We start from the raw sequence: 16,792 nt of genomic DNA, 5'->3' as shown, positions 1-16,792 counted from the left end.
ACCGTGCTGAGGATCGCCGTCCCGAACAAGGGCTCCCTGTCCGAGCCTGCTACCGAGATGCTCAAGGAGGCCGGGTACCGCCAGCGTCGCGACTCCCGCGAGCTGGTGCTGCCCGACCCGGACAACGACGTCGAGTTCTTCTTCCTGCGCCCGCGGGACATCGCCGTGTACGTGGGAGCGGGCACGGTCGACGTCGGCATCACCGGCCGCGACCTCATGCTCGACTCCGAGTCCGCCGCGGTCGAGCACCTGCCCCTGGGCTTCGCCCGTTCGACGTTCCGGTTCGCCGGGACGGCGGGGGAGTGGACCGACGTCGCGCAGGTGGGCGGCCGCCGGGTCGCCACGTCGTACCCGGTGCTGGTCCGCGCGTACCTGCGCTCGCTCGGGATCGAGCCCGCCGGCGTGGTCCGCCTCGACGGTGCCGTGGAGTCGGCCATCCGGCTGGGCGTGGCCGACGTGATCGCCGACGTGGTGGAGACCGGGACCACGCTGCGTGCGGCTGGGCTGGAGATCTTCGCCGAGCCGATCCTGCGTTCCGAGGCGGTGCTGGTCCGCCGCTCCGACGTGGACGAGCCGGCCGGGCTCGACATCCTGACGCGCCGGATCCAGGGCGTGCTCACCGCCCGCGAGTACGTGCTGATGGACTACGACGTGCCGCTCGGCCTGGTCGACGACGCCGTCGCGATCACCCCCGGCCTGGAGTCGCCCACGGTCTCGCCGCTGCACAACCGCGACTGGGCCGCCGTGCGCGCGATGGTCCGCCGCGACCAGACCAACCGGGTCATGGACTCCCTGTACGACATCGGTGCACGGGCGATCCTCGTGACCTCGATCCACGCCTGCCGGCTCTGATCGGACCGCGGTGGACGACCTCACAGCCCCGTTCCGGCCGCGGTTCGCGCGCGTCGTCACGCTCGTCCTCGCGGTGGTCGTGCTCGCCCTGACCGCGGCGATCATCGTGGCGATGCCCGTGCTGTCGACCGGCGACAAGATCGGCTTCGCCCTGGTGGGCGCGCTCATCGCCGGCTTCCTGTGGCGGCAGGCCTCGGTCACCGCGCTGGTCCGTGACGACGGGCTCACCGTGCGCAACCTCCTGTTCACGCGTCGGCTGGAGTGGGCCGAGATCGTGTCGGTGCGGTTCGGCTCCGGCCGGCCGTGGGTCCAGCTGGACCTGTCCGACGGCGACACCCTGGCCGTGATGGGCATCCAGCGCGCCGACGGCGAGTTCGCGGACGCCGAGGCGCGCCGGCTGGCGACGCTCGTCGCGATGCACACCACGACGACGCGCGACGACTGAGCCTCAGAGGTCGGCCGCGTGGACTCCCGCGGCGGCCGCGGCGAGGAAGGACGCGGGGTCGTCGGCCAGACCGCGCCCCATCGTGGCCAGCCGGACGGGGGACGCCGTGAGCGCGTCGAGCAGGTCCGCGCCCGCGGTCACCGGCACCAGGCGGTGACGAGCCCCGAGCTCGTCGGCCTGGTCGGCGACCCGTCGGCCGAGCTCGGCGAGGGGACCTTCCTCGAACACCGGCACGACGACGTCGGCGGGCGCCAGGGCGACGCGTCCGTAGGCCGTGCGCGAGTGGTGGGAGATGCCCAGGTGCCGTTCGCGCGGGTCGGCGCCGGACACCCGCAGCGACGCGACGGGGCGGCCGCCCAGGGTCGCGGCGGCGTTGACGGCCTCCCCGGCGGCCACCCCGGAGAAGCCCCACCGGGTGCCGGTGCCGAGGTTGCCCGGTCCCTGCGCGACCACGGCGAGGTCCGCGCCGACGACGTGCCGCGCGGCCAGCATGCCGGTGTGCACCGACACCGCCTCGAGGTCGCCGCCGAACGCCTGCCCGGTGGTGATGCACGCCTCGACCCACCCGGCGGACCGCAGCCCGGCGACCGTGCGCGAGAACCATGCGGGCAGCGCGCCGCCGTCGGTCATCACGTAGGCCACGCGCGGCGCGGGGCGACCGGCCCGCCTCGCGGCGAACCGCGCGCCGACCACGATCGCGGGCAGGGCCGAGTGCAGGTCCGCGACGACGACCGGCAGGCCGGCCAGGTCGTCGGCGTCCCGCAGGACCTCGTGGTGCGGGGACTCCTGGTCGTCGACCCCGAGGACCATGGCCTGCAGCGGCGTGTAGCGGGCCTTGACCAGGTGGCCGGGTCCCTCGGGCGGGTCGGCGGGCGTGCGGTCGGGCAGGGCGATCACGAGGGCGTAGCCGCCCGTGCCGAGCCCGCGGGCCAGCGCGGAGACGTTGAGCAGCACGCGGTCGCCGATCTCAGGGCTGCCGACGAGGTCCGGGAACGCCAGCGCGCGGACCGAGTCCCCGGCGGTCGCCGTGCCGACCGGCGCCTCCAGCTCGACCGTCACCTCGGCGGCCCCGGGCCACGTGGCCCCGAGCGACACCACGACACCCGCACGCCACGTGATCACGCGCTCACGCTACCGGCCACTACGGTGGTGCCCGATGGCTGCTCAGATCCCACCCGCGGAGCGCCTGCTCAACCTCGTCATCGCCCTGGTCAACACCGCGGGGCGGATGACGAAGGAGCAGGTGCGCAGAAGCGTCGCCGGATACCAGGAGGCTCCGTCGGACGATGCGTTCGAGCGGATGTTCGAACGGGACAAGGACACGTTGCGCGACCTCGGCGTCCCGATCCTCACGGTGACCGACGCCGGGCACGGCGACGACATCGGCTACCGGGTGGACCTGGAGGCGTACGCGCTCCCGCCCCTGGAGCTCACCGCCGCCGAGCTGGGGGTGCTCGCGATGGCGGCCCAGGTGTGGCAGGACCAGGCAGTCCGGGCGGACACCACGCGAGCGCTGACCAAGCTGCGGGCCGTGGGCGACGCCCCCGAGTCCACCGACCTGGTGGCTGGCCTGGCGCCCCGCGTGCGGGCCGGGGGAGACGCGTTCGGCCCGCTGGTCGACGCCGTGCAGGCGCGGCAGGCCGTCCGGTTCACGTACCGGGCCGCGACCACGGGGGAGGTGCGCGAGCGCACGGTCGAGCCGTGGAAGCTGCTGGCCCGACGCGGCGGCTGGGTGCTGGTCGGGCGCGACCGCGACCGGGGCGCGAGCCGCTCCTTCCGCCTCAGCCGGGTGGAGGGTGCCGTGCGGACGGTGGGCGAGCCGGGCTCCTTCACGGCGCCCAGCGCCGAGGAGCTCGCTGCCGCGCTGCAGTCGTGGGCCAGCGGTCCCGAGCGCATCGCGACCCTCGCGATCCTGCCCGAGCGGGCCAGCGCCCCGCGCGCACGCGCCGTCCCGCCGCCACCCGACGCGCCTGACCTGTCAGGTGAGCCGCTGCTGGCGCACCGGGACCTGGTGTACGTGCCGTTCCGGGCCGAGTGGGAGCTCGCGGAGGAGCTGGTCGGGTACGGCGACGCCGTCGTGGTGCTCGCTCCGACCGGTCTGCGGGAGGCCGTCCTGCACCTGCTGCGGAGGGCGGCGACGCTGGACCAGGGGGTGCGTTCGGATGGCTGAGCGGGCGAGCGACCGGCTCCTGCGGATGCTCGGCATGATCACCTACCTGGACCGGCACGAGGGTGTCCCGGTGGAGGCGATCGCCGAGCAGTTCGGTGTGAGCGCCCGTCAGGTCATGGACGACATCGACACGCTGTGGGTCACGGGCACCCCGGGCTACTACCCGCACGACCTGATCGACTTCGACGCCGCCTCCTACGAGCAGGGGGTCGTGCGGCTCACGGAGTCGCGCGGGATGACCCGCCCGTTGCGCCTGGGTGCGCGCGAGGCGGTCGCCCTCGTCGCGGCCCTGCGCGCCGTCGAGGGTGCGCTCGGCAGCGCCATGGACCCCGAGCGCGCCGCGGTCCTGCGCTCCGCCCTGGCCAAGCTCACGGCCGCCACGGGCGACGCGGCGGCCGCCGTGGACGTCCAGCTCGCGGTGGATGCCGCGCCCGACGTCGCCGCCGCCGTCGCGACGGCCCTGCGGCACGGACGGCGGCTGCGCCTGCGGTACGTCAACGCCTCCGACGTGACGACGGAGCGCGACGTCGACCCGATCCGGCTGGTCACCGACGACGAGCGGTCGTACCTGCTCGGCTGGTGCCTGCTCGTCGAGGGCGAGCGCCTCTTCCGGGTCGACCGGGTCCTGTCCGCGGTGGTGCTGGACACCGACGCCGAGGACCACAAGGTGCGAGCGGGTGCCGAGGTCTTCTCCCCGGGCCCCGACGGCGAGCTCGTGACCCTGCACCTGAGCAGCCAGGTGCGCTGGGTGGCCGAGACCACCCCCGTCGACGCGATCCGCAACCTCGACGACGGCTCGTTCGAGATCGACGTCCGCGTGGTCCAACCGGCGTGGTTGCGTCACCTCGTGCTCCAGGTGGCCGACGACGTGCTCGAGATCCGGCCCGCCCGGATCGCCCACGAGGTCGCCGCCGCGGCGCGGGCAGCGCTGCGCGCCTACGGAGAGGTCTGACGTGCTCTGGTTCTCGGTCTGGACGGTGCTCGTGCTCGGCACGGTGGGCGGAGCGTTCCTGCTCGGCCGCCGGTTGTGGCGCTCGGCCGTCGCGCTGGGCCGCGAGCTGTCCCGCGCCGCCGATGTCACCGCGGAGCTTGCGGACAAGGTCGACCGGCTCCAGGCTGCGGCCGGTCCGCGGACGGGACCGACGCTGTTCGCGGACCGCGACGTCCTGCGCGCGCGGTGGGACGCCGTGCGCGAGGCCGCTGCCGATCGCCGGGTGCTGCGGCGCGAGCGGCACGTCGCGACCCGCCTGCGCTGGACCGCGTACTGGCGGTAGGCGCCGGCACCTGATCCCCAGGTGGAGCGCGTAGGATCGCCCGGTCATCGACATCGCGACGGAGGACTCGACGTGGGCCGCAACATCACCGCCGTGCACGTGCTCATCGTGCTGCTCGTCGTTCTCCTGCTGTTCGGTGCCAAGCGGCTCCCCGACCTGGCCAAGAGCGTGGGCCAGTCGATGAAGATCTTCAAGCACGAGGTCAAGGACCTGCGGACCGACGAGACGGCGACGACGACCGCGACCGTCCCGCCGCCCCCGACCGGCGTCACGCCCGTCGGCAGCCCGCCCGCCGTCCCGCCGGTTGCGGACCCCCAGCACGTGACGCCCATCGTCCCACCCGTCGCGGATCCGTCCGAGGGCAACGCCCCGCCGAAGGTCTGAGCCTGTCGTGAGAACGCGCCGCGGGGGTGAACCCGGCGGCCGGATGCCGCTGCGAGAGCATCTGGCCGAGCTGCGTCGCCGTGTGTTCCTCGCCGCCCTCGGCATCGTGGTCGGCGCGGTGATCGGCTGGTTGCTCTACGACCCGGTGTTCCACGCGCTCCAGTCGCCGATCATGCAGGTGGCCGAGGAGCGCGACATGCTCGTCTCGCTCAACTTCGCGGGCATCGCGTCCTCGTTCGACATGCAGGTGAAGGTCTCGTTCTTCATGGGCGTGATCCTGTCCAGCCCGTGGTGGCTCTACCAGTTCTGGGCGTTCGTGACGCCCGGTCTGACCCGCCGGGAGCGTATGTACGCGTTCGCCTTCGTGGGCGCCGCGGTGCCGCTCTTCCTGGCCGGAGCGTTCGTCGCCTGGTGGGTGCTGCCCAACGCCGTGCGGCTGCTGATCCAGTTCACCCCGCTGGGAGCCACCAACATCATCGACGCCCAGACGTATCTGGGCTTCTTCATGCAGATCATGCTCGCGTTCGGTGCCGCGTTCCTGCTGCCCGTGGTCATGGTCGCGCTGAACTTCGCGGGGATCGGCACCGCGGCCACCTGGCGCAGGAGCTGGCGGTGGGCCGTGCTGGCCTCGTTCGTGTTCGCCGCGATCGTCACCCCGACCCCGGACGCGGTCACGATGCTCGCGGTCGCGCTGCCGATGTGCGCGCTGTACTTCCTCGCCCTCGGCGTCTGCGTCCTGCACGACCGGCGGGTGGACCGCAAGCGGGTGGCCGCGGGGCTGCCCCGGCTGGACGGCACGATGGCCGACGAGCCGGGCACCGCGTGATCCACCTGGGGCTGGTCGTCAACCCCACCGCGGGCAGCGGGCGCGGCACCGAGGCGGGCCGTCGGGCGCACGACCTGCTGCAGTCGCGCGGGCACAAGGTGGAGGACCTGTCCGCGGCCACGCTGGCGCAGGCCACCGATCAGGCGAGGGCCGCTGCGGTCCAGGGCCTCGACGCCCTCGTGGTGGTCGGCGGGGACGGCATGGTGCACCTCGGCGTGAACGTGGCGGCGGGTACGGGGCTGCCCCTGGGCATCATCGCGGCCGGTACCGGGAACGACATCGCCCGCACGCTGGCGCTCCCGCGGGGTGACGTCGCGGCGTCGGTCGCCACTCTGGAGCACGGCCTGCTGGACGGCCCACGCCGGGTGGATGCCGTGCGCGTCGGATCCCCGGAGCACGCCGCGCACGAGTGGTACCTGGGCGTGCTGTCGTGCGGGTTCGACGCCGCGATCAACGCCCGCGCGAACGAGATGGCGTGGCCGCGGGGTGCCGGTCGGTACGTGCGCGCGCTGCTCGCCGAGCTCGGCAGGTTCCGCCCCTACGGCTACCGGGTGACCCTCGATGACGCGGTCTGGGAGTCGGCCGGCAGCCTCGTGGCCGTCGCGAACACGGCGTGGTTCGGGGGCGGGTTCCAGATCGCACCCGACGCACACGTCGACGACGGGCTCCTCGACGTCGTGGTGGCCGGCCCCTTCACCAAACCCGGCATCGTGAAGATCTTCCCGGGCATCACCCGGGGCCGGCACCTGAGCCACCCGGCCGTCCAGGTCCTGCGCAGCCGGACCGTGCTGATCGAGCCGCTGACGGACCTGGGTCCGCCACCGCCGGTCGCGTTCGCGGACGGGGAGCGGGTGGGTCCGCTGCCGCTGCGCGTCTCGGTCGACCCCGGAGCGCTGTCCGTCCTGTGCTGAGCACGCGTCGCGAGGTGCGGCCGTCGCCCGTGTGCCTAGGGTGTGCGGGTGGTATCGCGCTCCCGCAGATCCGTCCCCCCGTCGCCGCACGACGACTCGCCGGCTGAGCCGTCACCGGCGCAGCGGTACGCCGCCGCCCGGCGCAGGGCCGAGGTCGAGCGCAGCGAGCTCGGCCAGTTCCGGGAGCTCCTCGGCTTCCCGCTGGACGACTTCCAGGTCGACGCGTGCCGGGCGCTCGAGCGCGGCAGCGGCGTGCTCGTCGCCGCGCCCACCGGCGCGGGCAAGACCGTCGTCGGCGAGTTCGCGGTGCACCTCGCGCTGGCCGCGGGACGCAAGGCGTTCTACACGACACCCATCAAGGCGCTGTCCAACCAGAAGTACTCGGACCTCGTCCGCCGCTACGGCCCCGACCGGGTGGGGCTGCTGACCGGTGACACCACCATCAACGGCGAGGCCCCGGTGGTCGTGATGACCACCGAGGTGCTGCGCAACATGCTCTACGCGGGCTCGACGAGCCTGCAGGGCCTCGGCTTCGTCGTCATGGACGAGGTGCACTACCTCGCCGACCGGTTCCGGGGACCCGTGTGGGAAGAGGTGATCATCCACCTGCCCGACGACGTGCAGCTGGTCTCGCTGTCCGCCACCGTGTCCAACGCGGAGGAGTTCGGTGACTGGCTGGCGACGGTGCGCGGCGACACGACCGTGGTGGTCAGCGAGCACCGGCCCGTGCCGCTCGGGCAGCACGTCCTGGTGCGCGGCGACCTCCTGGACCTGTACGCGGGCCACGTGGACCCGACGGCGCCGGGCGTCGACCCGCCGATCAACCCGGACCTGACGCACCTGCTGCGGCGCAGCAACCGCGAGGAGCCGACCCAGCAGCGGCGCGGTCCGCGCGACCGGGGCGGGCGCCAGCGCACCGGTGGCCGGCCCCTGGGTCGTCCGACGCCGCGGTTCGCGGTCGTCGACGCGCTCGACCGCGACGGCCTGCTGCCCGCCATCGTCTTCATCTTCTCGCGCGCCGGGTGCCAGGGCGCCGTGCAGCAGTGCCTCGCCGCGGGCATCCGGCTGACCACCCCCGCCGAGCAGTCGGAGATCCGCCGGATCGTCGAGGAGCGCTGCGCGGCCGTGCCGCCCGAGGACCTGGACGTCCTGGGGTACTGGGAGTTCAGCGACGCGCTGCAGCGCGGTGTGGCCGCGCACCACGCCGGCATGCTCCCGCTGTTCAAGGAGACCGTGGAGGACCTGTTCTCCCGCGGGCTGGTCAAGGTCGTGTTCGCCACCGAGACGCTCGCGCTCGGGATCAACATGCCGGCGCGTTCCGTGGTGCTGGAGAAGCTCGTCAAGTGGGACGGGTCCAGCCACGTCGACGTCACGCCGGGGGAGTACACGCAGCTGACCGGCCGGGCGGGCAGGCGCGGCATCGACACGGAGGGACACGCGGTCGTCGTCGCGCACCCGGGCCTGGACCCCGTGCAGCTGGCCGGCCTGGCCTCCAAGCGGCTCTACCCGCTGCGCTCGAGCTTCCGGCCGACGTACAACATGGCCGTCAACCTCGTGGCGCAGGTGGGTCGCGACCGGGCACGCGAGGTACTCGAGACGTCCTTCGCGCAGTTCCAGGCCGACCGCGGCGTGGTGGGCCTCGCCAGGCAGGCACAGGGGCACGCAGAGGCCCTGGAGGGCTACGCCCGGGCGATGGTGTGCCACCAGGGCGACTTCGCGGAGTACGCGGCGCTACGCCGGCAGATCACGGCCCGGGAGAAGGAGCTCACCCGTGCCGAGGCGGGTGCCCGCCGGGCCGAGGTCGCGCGGACGCTCCAGGGCCTGCGCGTCGGCGACGTGCTCGAGATCCCGATCGGCCGCCGCTCCGGCCACGCGGTCGTCATCGACCCGGGCGGCGACGCCGGCTTCGACGGACCCAAGCCGACGGTGCTCACCGTGGACCGGCAGGTGCGCAAGCTGACCGTCGCGGACGTCGGCACCGGCGTCCGGACCGTCGGCTTCCTGCGCGTGCCGAAGGGCTTCACCGCGCGGGTGCCGGCGGCGCGACGTGATCTGGCCGCGGCGCTGCGCTCCACGGTCGGCACGGCGTCCGGCCCGACCCGCAAGGACCGCCCCAAGGGCGGGCAGCGGGCGGCCGCGGACGACGCGGAGATCGCCGCCCTGCGGCGCAGGCTGCGCGCGCACCCGTGCCACAGCTGCCCCGACCGTGAGGAGCACGCACGGTGGGCCGAGCGCTGGTCCCGCCTGAGCGCCGAGCACGACGCCCTGGTCGCCCGGATCGCCGGCCGGACGGGCTCGATCGCGGCCGTGTTCGACCGCATCTGCGACATCCTGCTGCGCCTCGGCTACCTCGAGACGGCGACCGACGACGCCGGCCGCGCCGCGGTGCAGGTCACCGACGACGGGCGGTGGCTGCGTCGGCTCTACGCGGAGAACGACCTGCTCCTGGCCGAGTGCCTGCGTCGGGGCATCTTCGACGAGCTCGACGCGCCCGGGCTCGCGGCGGTGGTCTCGACGCTCGTCTACCGTTCCCGGCGCGACGACCAGAGCGAGCCCCGCGTGCCCGGCGGACCGGGGGGCCGCCTCGGGGTCGCCCTGGACGGGTGCGTCCGGGCGTGGTCGGAGCTGGACGACCTGGAGAGCGCGCACAAGGTGGAGACGATCCAGCCGCTCGACGCGGGTCTGGTCGAGGCGGTGCACCGCTGGGCCAACGGCCGCAGCCTGGACGCCGTGCTCAAGGGGGGTGAGCTGTCCGCGGGCGACTTCGTGCGGTGGTGCAAGCAGGTGATCGACGTGCTCGACCAGGTCGCCCAGGCCGCACCCGTCCCGCGGCTGCGCGAGACCGCACGGCAGGCGGTCGACGCCCTGCGCCGCGGGGTCGTGGCGTACTCGTCGGTCTAGCCGCGCGTCCCGGCGCCCGCGCGGTCCCGGCGGACCGGCCCCGGGCCCCGGGCTGCTCTAGGGTGCCCCTGTGACCTCGACCCTGTACCGGCACGGCGTCGTGCACACCTCGGCCGACCCCTTCGCCGAAGCGCTGCTGGTCGACGACGGCACCGTCGCCTGGGTCGGGGCGGACGACACCGCCGACGGGCTGGTCGCGCGGGCCGACGAGGTGGTGGACCTCGACGGCGCCCTCGTCACCCCCGGGTTCGTCGACGCCCACGTGCACGTGCTCGAGACCGGCCTCGCGCTGGAGAGCATCGACCTGTCTCCCGCGGGCGGCGTGCGCTCGCTGGCGGACGCGCTCGACGCCGTGCACCGGACGGCCACCGCACTGCCTGCCGGCGAGCCGGTCCTCGGCTACGGCTGGGACGAGCTGCGCTGGCCCGAGGGCAGGCCCCCGACCCGGGAGGAGCTCGACGCCGCCGGCGGGGGCGCCCCGGTCTACCTCGCGCGGGTCGACGTCCACTCCGCCGTGGTCTCGAGCGCGCTGTCGCACGGTGCGGGGCTCGACCGGCTGCCCGGGTGGAGCTTCGACGGACGCGTCGAGCGCGAGGCGCACCACGCGGCACGGGACGCCGCCAGGGCGGTCAGCCCCGAGCGTCGGACGGCCCTGTACCGCCGTGCCCTGGAGCACGCAGCGGCGCGTGGGGTCGTCTCCGTCCACGAGCACTCGGCGCCCGCCATCGACACCCGCGCCGGCCTCGTCGAGCTGCTCGACCTGACCGCGGACGCGCGCGGCGGCCTGCCGCACCTGGTGGCGTACCGGGGGGAGCTGTGCGTCACCGTCGACGACGCCCGCGAGCTCCTGGAGGCGATCCCGGGGCTGACCGGCATCGGCGGCGACCTGAACGTCGACGGCTCGCTGGGCTCGCACACCGCCGCCCTGCGCACCCCGTACGCGGACGATCCCACCGGCGCGGGGGTGCTGTACCTGGCGGCGGAGCAGATCTGCAACCACCTGACGGCCGCGACCCGTGCCGGGGTGCAGGCCGGGTTCCACGTCATCGGTGACCGCGCCATGGACGAGCTGCTGGTCGGGCTGGGTGCCGCGGTCGACGTGGAGGGTGCCGACGCGATGGCGCGGATGGGCCACCGGCTGGAGCACGCCGAGATGGTCGACGCCCGGACGCTCGCCGCTCTCGTCCTGCTCGGGGTGCGACTGAGCGTCCAGCCGGCGTTCGACGCGGCGTGGGGCGGGACCGAGGGCATGTACGCAGCCCGGTTGGGCGCCGGCCGCGCGGCCGCGCTCAACCCGTTGGCCGACCTCGCCGCCGCGGGCGTCCCCCTGGCGTTCGGGTCCGACTCGCCCGTCACCGCGGTGGACCCGTGGGCGGGTGTCCGCGCCGCCGTCCACCACCATGCGGCCGACCAGCGCATCTCGGCCCGCGCGGCCTTCCGGGCCTCGACGCGAGGTGGCTGGCGGCTCGCGGGGCTCGACCACACGGGCGCCGGCGAGCTGCGCGTCGGCGCCCCCGCGCACCTCGCGGTCTGGCGCGCGGACCACCTCGCCGTGCAGGCGGCCGAGGGCCGGTTCTCGTCGTGGAGCGCAGATGCACGCGCCGGGATCCCGCTCCTGCCGGACCTCGGGCCCGACGTCCCGCCGCCGGACTGCCTGCGGACCGTCCGCGCCGGGGTGGTCCTGCACGACGCGCTCTGAGCCGGGAGCGGGTGAAGTTTCGGCGTCTCGAGGGCGACCGGATCCGCCCGCTTCGACCCGATCCGCCGACACACCCGGCGACACGCCGAGCCGAACCGGATAGAGGGGACCGATGGTGCGTGGATGACCTGCACGGACGACCCTCACCTGCGTCGTCACCGCCTTGACACCTCTGTGGATCTCGATAGGTTCCTCAGGAGATCCACCGCTGCGACATGCCCACGACGACGTCGGGCCTGGGGGGCAGTGTTGGGGGGCAGGGCTCCGACCGGGCCCGCGTGTTCAGTAGACAACGGTCCGTGCGCATGCACGCCGACCGGTACGAAGGACACGCGGGCCGGTCGGTCGGACCTCGGGCGACTCGGCGGACGTTCCCCTCGTCACGAGAGGCTCAGCCTGCTGACGTACCCTCCTGGGGTGCTTGCCCGCGAACCCGCCCGCCTGTGGACCGTGGTCCTGGCCGTGGCAGGCGGGCTGCTGACGCGTCTCGCGTTCCCGGCGCCCGGCTGGTGGGGCACCGCGTTCGTCGGCGTCGCCCTGCTCTACCTGGCCCTGCGCCGCGACAGCGCGCGCTGGAACGCCCTGGTGGGGTTCCTGTGGGGCCTCGCGTTGTTCCTGCCCCTCATCACGTGGGCCGACGAGGCCGTCGGACTGGTGCCGTGGCTCGCGCTCAGCACCCTGGAGGCCGGGTACTTCGCCCTGTTCGGCGCGGCGTGGAGCTGGGCGCGGCGCGGCAACTCGGTCTGGCGCAACGTCGGGCTGCAGGTCACGGTGTTCACGATCCTGTTCGTCGCCACGGAGGAGCTCGCGGCGGCGTGGCCGTTCGGGGGCTTCCCCTGGGGGCGGCTGGCGTTCTCGCAGGCGGACTCGCCCCTGGCCTCGCTGGCATCGCTGGCCGGCACCCCGCTGCTGACGGCCGCGGTGGTGGTCGTCGGCGTGCTGCTCGCACGGGTGGTGCTGGCGGCCCCGAGGCTGCGCGTCGGCGAGGTGGTCGCGTCCGCCTCGGTCGCCGTGGCCGTGCTCGTGGTGGGGCTGCTGGTGCCGCTCGACACCCAGGCCCAGAGCGGCTCGCTGCGCGTCGGCGCCGTCCAGGGTGACGTCCCCGGCACGGGCCTCGACGCGTTCGGCCAGCGCCAGGCCGTCCTGGACAACCACGTGAGCGGCACGCTGGCGCTGCTCGACCGGGTGGAACCCGGCGAGCTGGACCTCGTGCTGTGGCCGGAGAACGGCACCGACATCGACCCCCAGGTCGACCAGGGGGCCGCGGACCTGATCGACGGCGCAGCCCGGGCCGTCGGAGCGCCCATGCTGGTCGGGACGGTCCAGTACCCGGACAGCGGCGGTCGCTACAACACCGCTGTCCTGTGGGAGCCCGGCGCCGGGGTCACCGCCACGTACACCAAGCAGCACCCGGCGCCGTTCGCCGAGTACATCCCCATCCGCTCGTTCGTCCGGCAGTTCTCGTCCGCGGTCGACCTGGTGACGCGGGACATGCTGCCCGGCGACCGACCGGGCTACGTCCCGCTCGACTCCGAGCGGCTCGGCCGGAGCGTCGGCATCGGCGACGTCATCTGCTTCGAGGTCGCCTACGACGGCATCGTGCGCGACGCGGTGCGGACCGGGGGAGAGGTGCTCGTGGTGCAGACCAACAACGCGTCCTTCGGAGTGTCCGACGAGTCCACGCAGCAGCTGGCGATGTCGCGCATCCGCGCCATCGAGCACGGGCGGGCCACCGTGCAGATCTCGACCGTGGGCGTCAGCGCGGTGATCGAGCCGAACGGCGTCGTGAGCCAGCAGACCGGCCTCTTCACCGCGGAGCAGATGGTGGCTAGCCTTCCCCTGCGCGACACGCTGACGCCCGCAACGCGGCTGGGCTCGTGGCCCGCATGGATCATCGACGCCCTCGCGGTGTGCGTGGTGCTCGCCGGTGCTGCCGGGGCGCGCCGGGTGCGCCGCGCCGACCGGATCGAGACGGCCGTATGAGCGAGACCTCCCCGCGCGTGCTCGTCGTGGTCCCGACGTACGACGAGCGCGAGAACCTCCCGGGAGCGCTGGACCGCCTGCGCGCCCACGTCCCGGACGCCGACGTGCTCGTCGTGGACGACGGCTCACCCGACGGCACCGGGGAGCTCGCCGAGAAGATCGCGGAGCGGGAGGTCGCGGCGGACGGCGTCCAGCGCGTCCACGTCCTGCACCGCGCGGGCAAGCTGGGGCTGGGCACCGCGTACGTGGCGGGGTTCTCCTGGGCGCTCGAGCGCGGCTATGACGTGGTCGTCGAGATGGACGCCGACGGCTCGCACCGCGCCGAGGACCTCCCGCGGCTGCTCGCCGCGCTCGCCGACGCGGACCTGGTGCTGGGCTCGCGGTGGGTCCCGGGCGGCAGCGTCGTCAACTGGCCGGTCAGCCGGCACGTCCTGTCGCGGGGGGCGAACACGTACACCCGCCTCGCGCTCGGCATCCCGCTGCGCGACGCGACCGGCGGGTTCCGGGCCTACCGCGCGGGGCTGCTGCGCGGGCTCCGCCTCGACGACGTCGCCTCGCAGGGCTACTGCTTCCAGGTGGACATGGCCTGGCGAGCGGTGCGCGCGGGAGCGCGCGTGGTCGAGGTACCCATCACGTTCGTCGAGCGCGCGCTCGGACAGTCCAAGATGAGCCGCGCGATCGTCGTCGAGGCCCTGCTCAGCGTCACCCGGTGGGGGATAGCAGAACGCTCCCGCCATGTGGCGGGAGCGTTCCGTCGTTCGTCAGGCTGAGTGCGTCAGGCGCTGCGGCGCAACTTCCCCGAACGCAGCAGGTCGAGGCGCTCGTCGAGCAGCTCCTGGAGCTCGCCGACGGTGCGGCGCTCGAGCAGCATGTCCCAGTGCGTGCGCGGCGCCTTGCCGGCCTTCACCTCGGGACGCGACGCGTCGCGCAGCAGCGCCTCTTCGCCGCAACGGCACTCCCACACGACCGGAACGTCGGCCTCGACCGAGAACGGAAGGATGATGGTGTGCCCGTTGGGGCAGTCGTAGTGAGCCTGAAGACGGGGGGCGAACTCGACGCCCGCTTCCGTCTCCATGCTGTGGGACCCGATGCGCATGCCGCGCAGGGACCGGTTTGCCATCTGGGGAACCTCCGTGCCGGTGTCCGGCCGTCGATAGTGAGAACTTCCACCGGTGTCAACGGCCGACGGCCCTCCGGTGTTCCAGGAGGACGTGAAGGTCTCGTGAACGCGGTTCGTGCGAGGAGAGGCCTAGGGTTGCTCGGATGAACAACTCGACCGCTCCCGTGTCCCCAGCCTCTCGCATCGACGCCCCCATGTCTTTTCGACAGCTCGGCGACAGCGGCCTCGTCGTCTCGGTCGCGGGGCTGGGCTGCAACACCTTCGGCGCCACGCTGGCACCGCAGGACGTCCCGGCCCTGGTCGCAGCGGCGCTGGACGCGGGCATCACCTTCTTCGACACGGCCGACGTCTACGGCGGGGTGCCCGGTCAGAGCGAGGAGCTCCTGGGGGCAGCGCTGGCGGGCCACCGCGACGACGTCGTCATCGCCACCAAGTTCGGCATGGACACTCGCGGTCTCAACGGTCCCGACTGGGGCGTGCGCGGGTCGCGGCGCTACGTGCGGCGGGCCGTGGAGAGCTCCCTGACGCGGTTGCGCACGGACCACGTGGACCTGCTGCAGATGCACGCCCCCGATCCCGTCACCCCCATCGAGGAGACGCTCGCCGCGCTGCACGAGCTCGTCGTCGAGGGCAAGGTGCGCTACATCGGCTCGTCCAACTTCGCGGCGTGGCAGGTGGTGGACGCCGACTGGAGCGCCCGCACGGCCGGCACGACGCCGTTCGTGTCCGCGCAGAACCGGTACAACCTGCTGGACCGCGGCGCGGAGGCCGAGCTGGTGCCGGCCGCCGAGCAGGTGGGCGTCGGCCTCATCCCATTCGTCCCGCTGGCCTCCGGTCTGCTCACGGGCAAGTACCGGCGGGGCGAGTCGGCACCCGAGGGCTCGCGCCTCACCCGCATGCCCGAGCGGCTCGCCCGGGCGGACTTCGGCCGCATCGAGGCGCTGGAGTCCCTGGCCGCCGGCTGGGGCATCGACCTGCCGACCCTCGCGCTCGGTGGCCTGGCCGCACAGCCGGCCGTGGCGACCGTCATCGCGGGCGCGCGCACGCCGGAGCAGCTGCGGGCGAACGTCGCGTCGATCGCCTGGGAGCCGACCCTCGAGCAGCTGGCGGCGATCGACGAGGCCGCGCCCGGCCCGGCGTCCTGACGGCGCTCACCACTCGAGCACGCGCGCGCGGCTCTCGCCGATCGCGACCACCGCCCAGACGGGCACACCCGCGTCGTCGGCCGCGGTGCGCAGCGCAGCACCCCACTGGAGCTCGAACGCACCGCGGTCGCCACCTGTGGCGCGGACGAGCCCCACGACGATCGACCCGCCGGGTGCGTCGGACGTCAGCACCGACCCGAGCACCCCGACGAGTCGGCGTGCGACCGCCTCGTCCGCACGGACGGGCACGTCGACGATCGGCAGCACGACGGGGATGGTGCGGCACTGCGCGTCCAGGAGGAGGAACCACAGGGCGGGCGCACCGGCGCGCTCCGGGCCCACCAGGTCGAGCAGGACGGCGAGGGCCTCGTCAGCCGACCGCAACGGCGACCCGGGCGGGTCGGGGAGGTCGTGGTCGGGGCCGTCGGCGCGCCACGGCACGTCGTCCCACGCGTCGGTGCCGTCGTCGTCCCAGCCCTCACCGAACCACCCGTGCTCCGTCATGCCGAGCAGCCTTCGGCACCGACGCGGACGACGCGGACGCCCGTACGCGGGCTGGGGAACGTCGACGCAGGCGGGCGGGCTGTGGGCGGTTCGGCGGCCTGAGCCGCTCAGGCGAGGTGCGCGGTCACGGCCTCGACGACGAGCGCGTGGTCGTCCGCCTGCGGGAGCCCCGAGACCGTGACGACGCCCACGACGCCGACGCCGCGCACGCGCACGGGGAACGCCCCGCCGTGCGCGGCGTACTGCTGGAGCGGCAGGTCGTGCTCCGCCGCGAACGTGGTGCCCTTCGCGAGGGCCCGCAGCCCCACCAGGTACGACGACTCCTCGAAGCGCTGCACCACCCGGACCTTGCGCTCGATCCAGCTGTCGTTGTCCGCCCTGGTACCGGGACGTGCGGCGTGGAAGAGCTGCTGCGTGCCGCGGCGGATGTCGACCGTGACGGGCAGGGCCCGCTCCTGGGCGAGCTCGACGAGCAGGCAGCCCAGCCGCCACGCGTCGTCGTTGTCGAACGTGGCGAACTCGAGGTCCTGCTCCTGCTGGACGACGCGGGCGATGGTGGCGTCGATGTCGGTGCTCAT

17 protein-coding genes are annotated in these 16,792 nt (G+C 74.1%); 13 read left to right on the top strand and 4 right to left on the bottom strand.

All coding sequences use genetic code 11. The annotated features are described in order from the left end of the window. Window positions 1-3 precede the first annotated feature (3 nt). Window positions 4-852 carry an ATP phosphoribosyltransferase gene (gene hisG / locus KG102_RS09140; protein ID WP_208213402.1) on the top strand — a complete coding sequence of 283 codons (849 nt, stop codon included), beginning with the start codon at window positions 4-6 and terminating at the stop codon, window positions 850-852. A gap of 10 nt (window positions 853-862) precedes the next feature. Beyond that, window positions 863-1,297 carry a PH domain-containing protein gene (locus KG102_RS09135; RefSeq protein ID WP_249667531.1) on the top strand — a complete coding sequence of 145 codons (435 nt, stop codon included), beginning with the start codon at window positions 863-865 and terminating at the stop codon, window positions 1,295-1,297. Between the two features lie 3 nt (window positions 1,298-1,300). On the opposite strand, the gene KG102_RS09130 is transcribed toward KG102_RS09135, so the two are convergent. Further along, window positions 1,301-2,419, bottom strand: a complete 1,119-nt coding sequence (locus KG102_RS09130; protein WP_208289900.1) for a DUF3866 family protein — start codon at window positions 2,417-2,419, stop codon at window positions 1,301-1,303. A 34-nt stretch (window positions 2,420-2,453) separates the two neighbouring features. On the opposite strand from KG102_RS09130, the gene KG102_RS09125 reads away from it, so the two are divergent. The 10 genes from KG102_RS09125 to KG102_RS09080 all read left to right on the top strand — a co-directional run bounded on the left by KG102_RS09125 (window position 2,454) and on the right by KG102_RS09080 (window position 14,215). Next, window positions 2,454-3,467: a helix-turn-helix transcriptional regulator gene (locus tag KG102_RS09125; protein WP_208213404.1), complete on the top strand. Its 1,014-nt coding sequence runs from the start codon at window positions 2,454-2,456 to the stop codon at window positions 3,465-3,467. Then, window positions 3,460-4,419 (top strand): helix-turn-helix transcriptional regulator, encoded by a 960-nt coding sequence (locus tag KG102_RS09120; protein ID WP_208213405.1) that lies wholly within the window; start codon window positions 3,460-3,462, stop codon window positions 4,417-4,419. Before KG102_RS09125 ends, KG102_RS09120 begins: the two co-directional genes overlap by 8 nt. 1 nt (window position 4,420) lies before the next feature. Then, window positions 4,421-4,741, top strand: coding sequence for a hypothetical protein (locus KG102_RS09115; RefSeq protein ID WP_208213406.1), 321 nt, complete (start codon window positions 4,421-4,423; stop codon window positions 4,739-4,741). Between the two features lie 72 nt (window positions 4,742-4,813). Further along, window positions 4,814-5,125 (top strand): Sec-independent protein translocase subunit TatA, encoded by a 312-nt coding sequence (gene tatA / locus KG102_RS09110; RefSeq protein WP_208289901.1) that lies wholly within the window; start codon window positions 4,814-4,816, stop codon window positions 5,123-5,125. A gap of 43 nt (window positions 5,126-5,168) precedes the next feature. Further along, on the top strand, window positions 5,169-5,951 hold the full coding sequence (tatC, locus tag KG102_RS09105) for a twin-arginine translocase subunit TatC (RefSeq protein WP_208289902.1): 783 nt from the start codon (window positions 5,169-5,171) through the stop codon (window positions 5,949-5,951). After that, on the top strand, window positions 5,948-6,862 hold the full coding sequence (locus tag KG102_RS09100) for a diacylglycerol/lipid kinase family protein (RefSeq protein WP_208289903.1): 915 nt from the start codon (window positions 5,948-5,950) through the stop codon (window positions 6,860-6,862). Before tatC ends, KG102_RS09100 begins: the two co-directional genes overlap by 4 nt. A gap of 48 nt (window positions 6,863-6,910) precedes the next feature. Further along, entirely contained in the window at window positions 6,911-9,763 is a 2,853-nt protein-coding gene (locus tag KG102_RS09095) for a DEAD/DEAH box helicase (RefSeq protein ID WP_249667530.1), read from the top strand. A gap of 70 nt (window positions 9,764-9,833) precedes the next feature. Further along, window positions 9,834-11,462, top strand: a complete 1,629-nt coding sequence (locus KG102_RS09090) for an amidohydrolase (protein ID WP_208289905.1) — start codon at window positions 9,834-9,836, stop codon at window positions 11,460-11,462. Between the two features lie 417 nt (window positions 11,463-11,879). Then, on the top strand, window positions 11,880-13,445 hold the full coding sequence (gene lnt / locus KG102_RS09085; protein WP_249667529.1) for an apolipoprotein N-acyltransferase: 1,566 nt from the start codon (window positions 11,880-11,882) through the stop codon (window positions 13,443-13,445). Next, window positions 13,442-14,215, top strand: coding sequence for a polyprenol monophosphomannose synthase (locus KG102_RS09080; RefSeq protein WP_208289907.1), 774 nt, complete (start codon window positions 13,442-13,444; stop codon window positions 14,213-14,215). The genes lnt and KG102_RS09080 overlap by 4 nt, the downstream gene beginning before the upstream one ends. A 5-nt stretch (window positions 14,216-14,220) precedes the next feature. On the opposite strand, the gene KG102_RS09075 is transcribed toward KG102_RS09080, so the two are convergent. Then, on the bottom strand, window positions 14,221-14,565 hold the full coding sequence (locus tag KG102_RS09075) for an RNA polymerase-binding protein RbpA (RefSeq protein ID WP_208213414.1): 345 nt from the start codon (window positions 14,563-14,565) through the stop codon (window positions 14,221-14,223). Between the two features lie 194 nt (window positions 14,566-14,759). Between KG102_RS09075 and KG102_RS09070 the strand changes: the two genes are divergently transcribed. Beyond that, window positions 14,760-15,710, top strand: coding sequence for an aldo/keto reductase (locus tag KG102_RS09070; RefSeq protein ID WP_208213415.1), 951 nt, complete (start codon window positions 14,760-14,762; stop codon window positions 15,708-15,710). A 6-nt stretch (window positions 15,711-15,716) separates the two neighbouring features. Here KG102_RS09070 and KG102_RS09065 read toward each other — a convergent pair whose 3' ends face one another. Both KG102_RS09065 and KG102_RS09060 read right to left on the bottom strand, forming a co-directional pair. Continuing rightward, window positions 15,717-16,214 carry a hypothetical protein gene (locus KG102_RS09065; protein WP_208289908.1) on the bottom strand — a complete coding sequence of 166 codons (498 nt, stop codon included), beginning with the start codon at window positions 16,212-16,214 and terminating at the stop codon, window positions 15,717-15,719. Window positions 16,215-16,321: 107 nt separating this feature from the next. Beyond that, window positions 16,322-16,792: a heme-degrading domain-containing protein gene (locus tag KG102_RS09060; RefSeq protein ID WP_208213418.1), complete on the bottom strand. Its 471-nt coding sequence runs from the start codon at window positions 16,790-16,792 to the stop codon at window positions 16,322-16,324.

It is taken from the genome of Cellulomonas fengjieae (genome assembly GCF_018388465.1).
Lineage (GTDB): Bacteria > Actinomycetota > Actinomycetes > Actinomycetales > Cellulomonadaceae > Cellulomonas > Cellulomonas fengjieae.
Note: the sequence above shows the minus strand (reverse complement) of the source record. Positions and strands in the feature narration are given on the sequence as shown.

What these genes read in the sequence shown, in the direction of transcription:
- tatC (WP_208289902.1), top strand. Translation starts at nt 5,169, where the DNA reads ATGCCGCTGCGAGAGCATCTGGCCGAGCTGCGTCGCCGTGTGTTCCTC.
- KG102_RS09075 (WP_208213414.1), bottom strand. Translation starts at nt 14,565, where the DNA reads ATGGCAAACCGGTCCCTGCGCGGCATGCGCATCGGGTCCCACAGCATG.
- KG102_RS09070 (WP_208213415.1), top strand. Translation starts at nt 14,760, where the DNA reads ATGTCTTTTCGACAGCTCGGCGACAGCGGCCTCGTCGTCTCGGTCGCG.
- KG102_RS09125 (WP_208213404.1), top strand. Translation starts at nt 2,454, where the DNA reads ATGGCTGCTCAGATCCCACCCGCGGAGCGCCTGCTCAACCTCGTCATC.
- KG102_RS09120 (WP_208213405.1), top strand. Translation starts at nt 3,460, where the DNA reads ATGGCTGAGCGGGCGAGCGACCGGCTCCTGCGGATGCTCGGCATGATC.
- KG102_RS09060 (WP_208213418.1), bottom strand. Translation starts at nt 16,792, where the DNA reads ATGAGCACCGACATCGACGCCACCATCGCCCGCGTCGTCCAGCAGGAG.
- KG102_RS09065 (WP_208289908.1), bottom strand. Translation starts at nt 16,214, where the DNA reads ATGACGGAGCACGGGTGGTTCGGTGAGGGCTGGGACGACGACGGCACC.
- KG102_RS09080 (WP_208289907.1), top strand. Translation starts at nt 13,442, where the DNA reads ATGAGCGAGACCTCCCCGCGCGTGCTCGTCGTGGTCCCGACGTACGAC.